This window comes from Shewanella oneidensis MR-1, assembly GCF_000146165.2.
GTDB classification, from domain to species: Bacteria; Pseudomonadota; Gammaproteobacteria; order Enterobacterales; family Shewanellaceae; genus Shewanella; species Shewanella oneidensis.
The window spans coordinates 1557691-1570386 of the sequence record NC_004347.2; the positions used below are offsets into that span (position 1 = coordinate 1557691).

Genomic DNA, 12696 nt, shown 5'->3' on the forward strand with positions numbered 1-12696 from the left:
GCTCCTATATTTGTTTGCGCCATTTAAGCGCGTTGCACCTTTTTTAACCATGTCCTGCTTCAATCTTGTGCATTTGGATTGAGCTATAGATGAGAAAGCATTGGCTTTTACTTCGATGCTTTTTATTCAACATGCTGATTTATAAATTTTATTTGTTGTCATCTGGCTGACATAAATCTGTCTTCAAGCTGTTATTTTGGGCTGGCATGGTTACTGCCTATCTTAGGCTATGGATGAGCGGTTGCGGGAGCGACAAAAATATGGGGCTGGAGAAGTTGCTGTATTTGCGGGGCGTAGGAGCAGACTTTACCGACTGCTTCGGCCAGTACATTCGCATTCCCGAAGCTGACAGGCAAGGGATTTTGACCTGTATGTTACAGGATACTAATGAGCCGCATAACGAGGCTGAGTTGTCAGCGGTGAATCGGCTCACACAGAGTGCTATCGCAGCCCAAGTTTATCAATTAGACGCACAGCATTGGACCCAAGTATTACCGGCATTTCATTGGTGTTATGTCGATGAACCATGGGTGTGCTTATATTTACCTCAATCTTACCGTGGCGATCTGCTGCTGACGTTTAAATGTGAGCAAGGTGAGGTAATTGTCTTTAATGTGCCGTTTTCAGGCTTAAAGCCGATTGGGGATTATCGTATTGAGGAATCCGAGTTAGCGCGACATGGCGATAGCCCATTTGCCGACGAATGCCAGTTTATTCAATATCGTCTCGATCTTTTAGCGCATGAGTTTGATTGCTGCGATGTCTCTGAGCAAGACAAGCTCAGCGATGTGTCCTGCCTTGGGCTGGGTTACCACAAGCTCAGCGTCAGCTTGGGTGATACGACTTCTACTTTAGGGGATTGTACTTCAGGGATTCATCATGCCGAGCTAACAGCAAGGAAGGCGAATGAGTTCTATGGCCACTTTATGCTGGCACCGCGGACGGCTTATCAAGGCGTGATGAACAGCGTGGCGCAAAGAAAACGCCATAAACCTTGGGGCGTGAGTGTTCAGCTTTACAGTGTACGCAGTGATAACCAATGGGGGATCGGCGACTTTGGCGATCTAGAGCAACTCATCACCTTAGTTGCCGAATATGGCGCTGATTTTATTCAACTCAATCCATTACATGCCTTAGATATTGCCGTGCCGGAACAGCCTAGTCCTTATAGTCCCTGTGATCGGCGCCGGCTTAATCCTCTGTATATTCACTTGTCGAGCGTGCCTGAGTTTGAGCTCTTGGCTGAGGAATTTGCCGCCAATGAATGGCAAGAAGCCATTGCACTACTCAATACTGAAAATTGGCTCGATTATCCCAAGGTGAGTGAGCTTAAGTACCGCGCCTTTGCCCGTTTATACACAGTGTTTTGCGAAAGCCATTTACAGCAACGTACGCTAAGGGCGCAGCGTTTTCATGTTTTTGTCAAACAAGAGGGTGAGTCGCTACGGGAGTTTGCTCAGGCCGAATACTTACGTAGCCCTAGCGCCATTGCGCAGGATGAAAGTTTTTATCTTTATCTGCAGTTTGTGGCCGAAGAGCAACTGCAACTGTGCCAGCTTAAGGCAAAAGAAGCGGGCATGGGCATCGGGCTAATTCGCGATCTTGCAGTGGGTGCAGCCTTACAAGGTGTTGAGGTGCAAGCCAATTCACAACTGTTTTGTCTAAACGCTAGCATAGGCGCGCCGCCGGATCCCTTTGCGCCCCAAGGCCAAAATTGGGGCTTAACCCCCCTCGATCCTATTAAGTTAAAGCAAGATCGCTATCGCCATTTTATTGCGTTAATCCGCGCCAATATGACGTACTGTGGCGCACTGCGAATTGACCATGTGATGGGGCTGTTACGGCTCTGGTGGTGGCCTCTGGATAAACGTCTTGGGCAGGGCGCCTATGTCTATTACCCCGTTGAAACTTTGCTGGCGATACTCTGTCTTGAAAGTCAGCGCGCCCGCTGTGTGGTGATTGGCGAAGACTTAGGCCTAGTCCCGCCTGACATTATTCACCGCCTGTATCACGCCGGCGTTTACTCCAACGAACTGTTCTACTTCTGCAAGGATCATCAAGGCTTTAAGCCGCCGAGCCAATATAAGTTCCAAAGTTTGATGATGCTGGCAAACCACGATGTGCCCACCTTGGTCGCTTGGTGGACGGGCAGTGACTTGCACCTGAGGCGTCAACTCGACTTACTCACAACCGACGAGCAATTAGGTGAGGCATTGGCTGGACGTGAGCAGGAAAAACACCAGCTTGTGCACAGTTTAATCTCCCAAGGTTTATTGCCTGAGACAGATATTCAACAGATTGATCTTGAAGATTTATTAACCGCGTGGATGGCATTGGGTGCCTCAGGCAATAGTGCGCTTTACAGCGTGCAATGGTGCGATCTGCTGGCTGATCGCCATGCGGTCAATATCCCTGGCACTTGGCTCGAGTACCCCAATTGGCAGCGACGATTGCCGATCACGTTAAGGGATGCCGCGACCCAAAGCACTGTCGCACTGCGCTTGCAACGCATTGCTGCTGCGAGACATTTGCCGGAAATCGCTGCACAAACAGATAACACCTTTGACTAAAAATGGAAGCCAAATGATGACTCAAGCCCAGACTTACTTCTATGACGGTAGCGATGTCGCACTGCTTAATGGTCAATATACGGATGTGTTTTCCCTGCTTGGCATGCACAGCATCAACGAAGGTAAGGCCTTGGTGGTGCGCTGTTTTTTACGTAATGCCCAAAAGGTTGATGTGATAAGCCTTAAGGATGGCCGTAAAGTGGCGAGCCTTGAGCGCGTCAATGAGGCTGGACTCTTTGCGGGCACGCTTGGCAGGCGAATAAAGCCATTTTTGTATGCACTACGGGTGACTTACCCCCTTTGCGAGCTTGATATTATCGACCCCTATCAGTTTGGCTCCCTCCTTAATCGTGAGGATTTATACCTCTTCGGCGAGGGTAGTAGCGAGCAGGCCTATCGGTTTTTAGGCGCAAATTGGCGTCAAGTCGATAACGTTGAAGGCGTGCATTTTTGTGTTTGGGCCCCCAATGCTAAACGGGTTTCTGTGGTGGGTGATTTTAACCACTGGGACGATACTCGCCATGTGATGCGTCAACATGTTGCCAACGGTTTGTGGGAGATTTTTCTGCCAGGTGTCGTCGAAGGCTCGCACTATAAGTTTGATTTGGTTTATCAAAATGGCGAGCGTCACGCCAAATCCGATCCGATGGCGACTCAAATGGAATGCGCGCCGCACAATGCCTCCATAGTGCCGAAAAAACAGCAGCACCAGTGGGCTGATACGCAATGGATGGATAAACGCGCGGCCACGGCTTGGCACCGTGCGCCCATGTCTATCTACGAAGTGCAGCTTGGCTCATGGCGGCGAAAAGGCGAGTTTGGTGAGCAATATTTTGATTATCAAGACTTAATCGAGCAGTTGATTCCCTATGTTAAGGAACAAGGTTTTACCCATATTGAGTTGATGCCGGTGAGCGAATATCCCTTTGACGGTTCTTGGGGATATCAACCTGTTGGCTTGTATGCGCCGACCTATCGTTTTGGCGATGCTAATGGCTTTAAAGCATTTATCGATGCCTGCCATCAAGCTGAGATAGGTGTATTACTCGATTGGGTAGCGGCGCATTTCCCTAAGGATCCCCACGGTTTAGTGCGTTTTGATGGCACTTGTCTTTACGAGCATGAAGATCCACGTAAGGGGACGCATCCCGACTGGGACACGCTTATCTACAACTATGGCCGTGGTGAGGTGCGTAGTTTTCTGCTCAGTAATGCCTGCTATTGGTTGCGGGAGTTTCACCTCGATGGCCTAAGGCTTGATGCGGTGTCATCTATGTTGTATCTCGATTACAGCCGCGAGCCTGGGCAATGGCTGCCCAATGCCTATGGCGGACGGGAGAATTTAGAGGCGATAGATTTTTTGCAAATGCTGAATCAGCGTTTGTACCAAGCCATCCCCGGTATTTGCATGATTGCTGAAGAGTCCACCGCCTTTGCTGGGGTGACTAAACCGACGGACAGCTCTGGGCTTGGCTTTGGTTTTAAGTGGAATATGGGCTGGATGAACGACAGCCTAAGCTATTTGGGGCGCGATCCTATTTATCGGCAGTATCACCATAACCAGCTCACCTTTAGTTTGATGTATGCCTACTCCGAGCAATTTATGCTGTCGATAAGCCATGATGAAGTGGTGCACGGCAAGGGTTCTTTGCTGCATAAAATCCCCGGCGATGATTGGCAAAAGTTCGCTACGCTCAGAGCCTATTACGGCTTTATGTGGGGGCATCCGGGTAAAAAATTATTGTTTATGGGCAGTGAGTTTGCTCAGCGCGATGAGTGGGATCACGACCACAGTCTCGATTGGCATTTACTCGCCTTCGAGCCTCACCAAGGCGTGCAGCGCTGGCTTAGGGATCTTAACCAGCTTTATCGACAATTCCCCGCCTTATCCGTACTCGACTATGAGCCACAGGGATTTCGCTGGCTCGATTGCGATAATGGCCGCGACAGTATTTTTAGCTTTGTACGCTATGGCGAAGGGAATGATGTACCGCTGGTGTTTGTGGTGAATATGACGCCGACCGTGCATCAAGGTTTTCGCATTGGCTTACCCCAAGGCGGAGATTTCTGCGAATACCTCAATAGCGACAGCTATCTCTACGGCGGCAGTAATCAGGGGAATGGCGGCAAAATTATCGCCCAAGCTTTACCCTGGCAGGGCATGGCATCGAGCGCGTTGATCACTGTGCCGCCCCTTGGCTGCTTAATTCTCGGGCCTGCGACTGAAAATATCCTAAGAGAATCAGCCCTATGACGAGTGCTGCGCTTATCAATTCCGGCGGTTCACTGCCTTATTCCGTAAGCGCGGGTAAGGCTTTTCCGTTAGGGGCGACGGTCGATGATGGCGGGGTTAATTTCGCGCTATTTTCGGCCCATGCCACAGGGGTGGAATTGTGTCTCTTCGACGCACAAGGTAAGGTCGAAATTCAGCGCATTGCTTTGACGGAGCAAACCCAGCAAATCTGGCATCTGTATGTACATGGGCTCTGTGCAGGCCAGCTTTATGGCTATCGTGTCTATGGTCCCTACGAGCCCCAATTAGGCCACAGATTTAATCCGCACAAATTGCTATTAGACCCCTACGCCCGCCAGCTCGTGGGGCGTTATCATCACCATATTGCCAACTTTGGCTATGAGTTAGATAACCCTAACGAAGACTTATCTTTTAGTACCTTAGATAACGCCGCTTATATGCCAAAATGCAAGGTCGTCGATATTCGACCACTGCTTGCTGCGGCCGAATCGCAGGCTATTCGGCCACTTTCACCCCATCGAAATCCACTACCGATTGAGCAGTGCATTATTTATGAGATGCACTTAAAAGGCTTTACCGCGCTGCACCCTGAGATCGACGTGCCGCTACGTGGCACCTTTGCAGGATTGGCATCGAAGGCTGCGATAGATTACTTAGTCAAGCTTGGTGTGAATTGCGTTGAGCTGTTACCGATTCAGGCATTTTTCTCCGAACCCTTTTTACTTGAAAAACAGCTGTCTAACTATTGGGGCTACAACAGTATTGGCTTTTTCGCGCCAGAACCGAGTTATCTCTCGAGTGAGGATATTATTGAGTTTCGCACTATGGTGGATGCGCTACATGGCGCGGGCATTGAAGTGATTCTTGATGTGGTCTACAACCATAGCGCCGAAGGCAGCCGTCTCGGGCCAACTTTTAGCTTCCGTGGTATCGACAATCTGAGCTATTACCGTCTACATCCAAACGATAAACGCTTCTATATCAATGATACTGGTTGTGGCAATACCTTAAACCTCAATCATCCCCGCATGTTGCAGTTGGTGTTGGACTCACTGCGTTATTGGGTGAAGGTCATGGGCGTTGATGGTTTTCGTTTCGATTTAGCAGCCAGTCTTGGCCGTGAAGCCTATGGGTTTGATCCCGGCTCCGGCTTTTTTGATGCGCTGCTGCAAGACCCCGTGCTTTGCCGTGTGAAGTTGATTGCCGAACCTTGGGATATAGGTCCTGGCGGTTATCAGCTCGGCAATTTCCCGGTGGCCTTTAGCGAGTGGAACGACAGATACCGCGATACGATGCGCCGATTCTGGCGCGGCGATCACGGCATGTTACCGGAATTTGCGCGGCGCTTTCATGGCTCAGGGGATTTTTTTGAGCATAGTGGCCGCCCGCCCGCTGCCAGTATCAATTTCTTGACCAGTCACGATGGTTTTACCCTGAAAGATTTGGTGAGTTACTGCGAGCGGCACAATTGGGCCAACGGTGAAGAGAATCGCGATGGCCACCATGCGAACTTCAGCTACCACTACGGAGTGGAAGGGGCGTCCAACGACGTTTCAGTGTTAGTGCTACGCGCCCGCCAGCAACGCAATTTACTGACCACCTTATTTTTGTCCCAAGGCGTGCCAATGCTGCTCAGCGGTGATGAAACGGGCCGCACTCAAGGCGGAAATAATAACGCCTATTGCCAAGATAACCCGATGAATTGGTTTGATTGGTCATCTGAGGGAATGGATAAACATCTGCTGAGTTTTACCCAACAACTTATCGCCTTGCGTAAGCGCTTTCCGCTCTTATGTGCAAAACGTTTTATCCATGAACAGCTGGTGGCTCGTTCTCTCGAATCGCCCTCAGAGTCGCCTTTAGGTGCTGCAAAGTTCTTAACTCAGCCAAGCGCGAGGTTAGATTGGTTTAGTCGACAAGGTAAGCCAATGACAAAAAGCCTGTGGAGCGAGTCTATGTGCCGCAGTCTCTGCGTGGTGTTATCCGGTGATTTAACCGCAGGCATTGATGTGGCTGGTGACAACAGCTTTCAAGCCTTGCTGTTAATGGTGAATGCCGATGAGCATCCGTTGGCATTTACCCCGCCTGTTTTTGAGCATTTAGGTCCGTGGCAATGCTTGCTACATACCCAAACCGAACCGCAATACCTTACTCCCACTGAGCCGCTGGATGCTCAGTCCTCACCAACACGATACTTACTACAAGATCGCAGTCTTATGCTGTTTCATGCTGATTTTATAAGGAATTAATTATGAGTCACGACAGTGAGTTGAGCCCAAATACCAGCGGCGTTACCCCTAAAAAACGTGCAACGATAGCTGTTGAGAGTCTAAAAGCAGTTGCCCACGACCCCTGTGAACCCTGTGATGCTTTGCCAGCTTCTTTTACTCGCCATGTGCGTTACGGATTAAGTCGTGGAGAAGGCGCCAGAGGAGAGTTATTTCAGGCACTTGCCCTCAGCGTTAAAGAGCAAATGCTGGACGATTGGCGTGAGACACGCATAAAAGATAGCCATTATGACAACAAGCAAGTTGCTTATTTGTCACTCGAATTTTTAATGGGCAGGACACTAGGTAATGCCTTGTTAAGCTTAGATTTAGAGCAAGATAGCCGTGAAGCTTTAAGTCATTACTCGGTTTCTCTTGAGGAGCTTGAAGAGGCCGAACATGATGCGGGGTTAGGCAATGGTGGCTTAGGACGACTCGCGGCTTGCTTTCTCGACAGTTGCGCAAGCCTAGATTTATCCGTCACTGGCTATGGTATTCGTTACGAATACGGCATGTTTGCCCAGAAAATTGTTGATGGTTATCAGGTCGAGCGCCCAGATCGCTGGTTACGTGAGGGTAATCCTTGGGAGGTACGCGTTCCCCATCATAATGTGACAGTGCATTTTTTTGGCCACACCGAATCCTATGTAGATAAGCAAGGGCGCAGACACGTGATTTGGGTTGATACCCAAGATGTACTCGCCGTGGCCTACGATATGCCTGTGCCCGGTTATCGCAATGGTCGTATCAATACCCTAAGACTTTGGAAGGCTGAAGCCACCGATGACTTTGATTTAGCAGAGTTTAACCAAGGGGATTATACCGAGGCTGTGGCGCGTAAAAACCTCGCCGAACAGATCACTATGGTGCTGTATCCCAATGATGCCAGTGAGAACGGTAAGGAACTGCGCCTTCGTCAGCAGTATTTTTTGTCCTCCGCCAGTTTGCAGGCGATTTTGAAACGTTGGGTGCATCACCACGGCCATGACTTCACTCAGTTTGCAGCAAAAAATGTGATGCAGTTGAATGACACTCACCCGAGCATCGCCGTACCTGAGTTAATGCGTTTACTGGTGGATGAATACGCCCTCGAGTGGGATGCCGCTTGGGCGATAACCCGTCAAACTATGGCTTACACCAATCATACGCTGTTACCCGAAGCATTAGAGCGTTGGCCTGTGCGCATGATGGCGCTGATGTTGCCGCGGATTTTAGAAATCATCTATGAGATCAACGCAAGATATCTTGATTTAGTCGCCCACCACTGGCCAGGGGATGCTGACAAGCTTGCGAGCATGTCGATTATTCAAGAAGGCCCCGATCCACACGTTAGGATGGCTTACTTAGCCATAGTGGCAAGCTTTTCGGTGAACGGCGTTGCAGGACTGCATACTCAGTTATTAAAGTCGGGTCTGTTTAAGGATTTTTATAGCCTCTGGCCGCAGAAGTTTAACAATCGTACCAACGGAGTCACGCCAAGGCGTTGGTTAGCTCATTGCAATCCTGCGCTCGCCAAACTGTTAAGTAGCCATTTGGGTCAGAGTTGGGTAACGGATTTAAGCCAGCTTATGGCGCTCAATGCCCTAACCCAAGATGCCAGTTTTATTCAACAGTGGCGAGAGGTGAAGCAAGGCAACAAGGTATTGCTGGCAAATATGATCGCCAAGGAATGTGGCGTCGAGTTTGACCCTTCTATGCTGTTTGATGTGCAGGTGAAACGGATCCACGAGTACAAACGTCAGCTACTCAATATTCTGCATGTGATCCATCTTTATCATCAAATTCAACAGGGGCATACAGAGCATCTGGTGCCACGCTGCGTGCTGATCGGGGGCAAAGCCGCGCCCGGTTACTTTATGGCGAAGTTGATTATCAAACTCGCCAGTAATGTCGCCCATATGGTCAATTCTGATCCTGTGGTGGCGCCTTACCTCAGATTTGCCTTTTTGCCTAATTACAATGTCAGTGCCATGGAAAAAATCTGTCCGGGCACCGATGTCTCCGAACAAATCTCCACCGCGGGTAAGGAGGCCTCTGGCACGGGCAATATGAAGTTTATGATGAACGGCGCGCTCACCATAGGCACCCTAGATGGCGCCAATATTGAGATGCTTGAAGAAGTGGGCGAAGAGAGTTTTTTCCTCTTTGGACTCAATGCTGAGCAAGTCGCTGCTATGCGCTCAAATTATCAACCGAAACGCATTATCGCGCAGTCCCATGCCTTATCCGAGGTGATGGCGCTACTAAAAAGTGGCCACTTTAATCTGCTCGAACCGGGGATTTTCGATCCCATTATCACTTCGATTGAAAGCTCGGATGATCAATGGATGACGGCGGCGGATTTCGATAGTTATCGCCTCGCCCAGGAGGCTGTCGCTAACACCTACAAAGATCAGCAAAAGTGGACGCAAATGAGCATTCGCAACACGGCGGCCAGCGGCCGCTTCTCCAGCGATGTGACGATTGCTGGCTATCGAGATGAAATTTGGAAGTTATAAGGGAGTAGGAATATGAGCAAAGGAACACGCAGGAAAACGCCGCGATGTGGCCTATTAGGTCCTGAAATGAGTGGTGTAAAAGTCATCGGCACTAATGTGCTATTTGGGGAGTAGAGCCTATGTCTAATGTACGTTATATCAGTAATTTAACTCGTGAAACCTATGCATTGATTCTGGCTGGTGGCCGAGGCTCGCGTTTACATGAACTCACTGATTGGCGTGCTAAACCCGCGCTGTATTTCGGGGGCAAGTTTAGGATTATTGATTTTCCGCTATCAAATTGCATCAACTCGGGGATCCGCCGCGTTGGGGTGGTGACCCAATATAAGTCGCACTCGTTAATCCGCCATGTGATGCGCGGTTGGGGCCATTTCAAAAAAGAGTTGGGCGAGTCGGTAGAGATTTTGCCTGCCTCACAACGCTACTCTGAAAATTGGTATCAAGGCACCGCGGATGCGGTGTTTCAAAATATCGACATCATTCGCCATGAACTGCCCAAGTATGTCATGGTGCTGTCGGGAGATCATGTGTATCGCATGGATTACGCCGGTTTACTCGCCGCCCACGCCGAATCTGGCGCCGATATGACGGTCTCCTGCCTTGAAGTGCCAGTGGCTGAAGCTGCAGGGGCATTTGGGGTAATGGAGGTCGATGATGATATGCGTATCTTAGGTTTTGAAGAAAAACCTCAGCTACCAAAACATTGCCCCGGTAATCCGGAAAAGTGCCTCGCTTCGATGGGCAACTATGTGTTTAACACTGAATTTTTATTCGAACAGTTGAAAAAGGACGCCCAAAACGCCGAATCTGACCGTGATTTTGGCAAAGATATTATTCCCTCGATCATCGAAAAACATAAAGTGTTTGCCTATCCCTTTAAGAGTGCCTTCCCGAACGAGCAAGCCTATTGGCGCGATGTGGGCACCTTGGACTCTTTTTGGCTGGCCAATATGGAATTGTTGTCGCCTACGCCCGCATTAAACCTTTACGATGCGAAATGGCCTATTTGGACCTATCAAGAGCAATTACCGCCCGCTAAGTTTGTATTCGACGATGATGATCGGCGCGGCATGGCGGTGGATTCTATTATTTCCGGTGGCTGTATTATCTCGGGCGCAACCGTGCGTCGCAGCGTATTGTTTAACGAGGTACGTGTCTGTTCTTACTCTGTGGTTGAGGATTCCGTGGTACTGCCAGATGTAGTAGTACTGCGCCACTGTAAGATCAAAAACGCCATTATCGATAGGGGTTGTATTATCCCCGAAGGTACTGTGATTGGTTATAACCACGACCACGACAGAGCAAAAGGCTTTAGGGTGTCCGAAAAAGGCATCACCTTAGTTACCCGCGATATGTTAGGACTGCCAGTGGGCTACGAGTAAGGCCAATCCGGTAATAAGCTTGAGTATTAACCCGTTAGGAGTATGAAGTTAGGTGAAACGCATATTAATGGTTGCAGCCGAAAATGGGGCACTCAAAGGGGCAAAAGTGGGGGGGATGGCGGATGTGATCCGCGATTTACCCCAAGCTCTCGCGGGCGTTGGGATCCAAGCCGATGTCATTATGCCAAGCTACGGCTTTTTAACCGCCCAAGGTGCTAAGCAAATTGGTGAGTTTGATGTGAGCTTTGCCGGGCGACATGAGCTTATAAAGCTATATTGGCTGGCGCATCCTCTGGTACCAGGCGCCAATATTTACTTGCTCGAGCATGGGCTTTGGCAATCGATCCCCGGGCAAATTTACAGCCAAGGCACTAAGGATCGCCCCTTTGCCGATGATGCGACTAAGTTTGCCTTCCTGTGTGTAAGCGTTGCCAAAGCTTTAGTGACTGGGCTTGTGCCCATGCCGCAGCTGCTGCATCTGCATGACTGGCATACGGGATGTTTAGCCATGCTGCGGGCATTAGCGCCTGAATATCAGGCATTGCAAGCCATTGAATGTGTGTTTTCAATTCACAATCTGGCGTTACAGGGGATTAGGCCGCTCGGCCATGATGCATCCTCTTTCGCGGCTTGGTTTCCTAGCCTGTTTGCCCACTTGGATGTGACTCAACTCGCGGACATTATTGATCCCCGTTATCCCCATTGTATTAACCCGATGCGGATGGGTATTCGACTCGCCGATAGGGTGCATTTAGTCTCACCCACTTATGCCAAGGAAGTGCTATTACCCTCGCAACCCGAGCGAGGTTTTTTCGGTGGCGAAGGGCTTGAGGCCGATTTGCAACATAAAGCTGACCAAGGTCGGGTGTTGGGGATTTTAAATGGTTGTGATTATCCCCAAGCGTTGACGAAAAAGTCTTTCAAGCGAATGGGATTAGCTGAGTTTACGGCCTTACTGAGTGATATTGAGTCGGCTTTAGTACAGTGGCAGGCGACTCAAAGTCAGGTTCGTGGCGTCGATATGATCGCTTTTACTCGGCTGCAAGCGCTTTGGCGTCAAGCATCATTGGAGGCGTTTCCAGCCTTTTTGCTGACCTCCGTTGGGCGTCTTACTGACCAAAAGGTGTTGATCTTACGCCATATTCTACCTTCAGGGTTATCTGTGTTGGAGACGCTGCTGTTACAGTTACAGCAAACGCAGCCTAACGCGCTGTTTGTGCTGCTTGGCAGTGGTGACCCAGAGATAGGACAATTTTTTCAAACCCTTGCGGCTAAGTATGCTCATTTTGTATTTTTACAGGGCTACCACGAAGCACTCTCGCAATGTCTTTACCAATATGGGGACTTATTGCTTATGCCGAGTTCCTTTGAGCCCTGCGGTATCAGCCAAATGCTCGCCATGCGTAGCGGTCAACCCTGCCTAGTGCATGGCGTTGGCGGATTACAGGATACGGTCGAGGATGGTGTCGATGGCTTTGTCTTTTATGGCGAAGATATCAAAAGTCAGGGCGAGGCTTTGCTGGCGAAGCTGGCCGAAGCACTAGAGAAATTTGACAGTAGTGATTGGACGCAACTAAAGCGTAAGGCAAAAGCACGGCGTTTTGATTGGCGTAGCATCGCCCTTGATTACAAGAAACAACTTTATAACATTTTGTGAGTTGGCCCTTGTAATTAGATCATGATTTGTAAGCAATTCTGCTACACTTGTGGGAAAAAGTTATCGTA

At 49.5% G+C, this 12696-nt stretch carries 6 protein-coding genes; all 6 read left to right on the top strand.

Annotation, left to right across the window (positions count from 1 at the left end; genetic code table 11):
- The first annotated feature begins 260 nt into the window (after window positions 1–260).
- The 6 genes from malQ to SO_RS06955 all read left to right on the top strand — a co-directional run bounded on the left by malQ (window position 261) and on the right by SO_RS06955 (window position 12628).
- Window positions 261–2570: a 4-alpha-glucanotransferase gene (malQ, locus tag SO_RS06930; protein WP_011071677.1), complete on the top strand. Its 2310-nt coding sequence runs from the start codon at window positions 261–263 to the stop codon at window positions 2568–2570.
- Between the two features lie 13 nt (window positions 2571–2583).
- Window positions 2584–4824: a 1,4-alpha-glucan branching protein GlgB gene (gene glgB, locus SO_RS06935; RefSeq protein WP_164925658.1), complete on the top strand. Its 2241-nt coding sequence runs from the start codon at window positions 2584–2586 to the stop codon at window positions 4822–4824.
- Entirely contained in the window at window positions 4821–7073 is a 2253-nt protein-coding gene (gene glgX / locus SO_RS06940; protein ID WP_011071679.1) for a glycogen debranching protein GlgX, read from the top strand. The genes glgB and glgX overlap by 4 nt, the downstream gene beginning before the upstream one ends.
- Window positions 7074–7075: 2 nt before the next feature.
- A complete protein-coding gene (locus SO_RS06945) occupies window positions 7076–9589 on the top strand; it encodes a glycogen/starch/alpha-glucan phosphorylase (RefSeq protein ID WP_011071680.1) in 2514 nt (837 codons plus the stop codon).
- Between the two features lie 119 nt (window positions 9590–9708).
- The gene (gene glgC / locus SO_RS06950) at window positions 9709–10971 is read left to right on the top strand and encodes a glucose-1-phosphate adenylyltransferase (protein ID WP_011071681.1); all 1263 of its coding nucleotides are present in this window, start codon (window positions 9709–9711) and stop codon (window positions 10969–10971) included.
- A gap of 67 nt (window positions 10972–11038) precedes the next feature.
- Complete coding sequence (locus SO_RS06955; RefSeq protein WP_164925847.1) at window positions 11039–12628, top strand: glycogen/starch synthase; 1590 nt, start codon at window positions 11039–11041, stop codon at window positions 12626–12628.
- The last annotated feature ends 68 nt before the right edge of the window (window positions 12629–12696 follow it).

Bases quoted from the DNA above. Each gene is read 5' to 3' on its own strand.
- glgB (WP_164925658.1), top strand. From the start codon at position 2,584: ATGATGACTCAAGCCCAGACTTACTTCTATGACGGTAGCGATGTCGCA.
- malQ (WP_011071677.1), top strand. From the start codon at position 261: ATGGGGCTGGAGAAGTTGCTGTATTTGCGGGGCGTAGGAGCAGACTTT.
- SO_RS06945 (WP_011071680.1), top strand. From the start codon at position 7,076: ATGAGTCACGACAGTGAGTTGAGCCCAAATACCAGCGGCGTTACCCCT.
- glgC (WP_011071681.1), top strand. From the start codon at position 9,709: ATGTCTAATGTACGTTATATCAGTAATTTAACTCGTGAAACCTATGCA.
- glgX (WP_011071679.1), top strand. From the start codon at position 4,821: ATGACGAGTGCTGCGCTTATCAATTCCGGCGGTTCACTGCCTTATTCC.
- SO_RS06955 (WP_164925847.1), top strand. From the start codon at position 11,039: ATGGTTGCAGCCGAAAATGGGGCACTCAAAGGGGCAAAAGTGGGGGGG.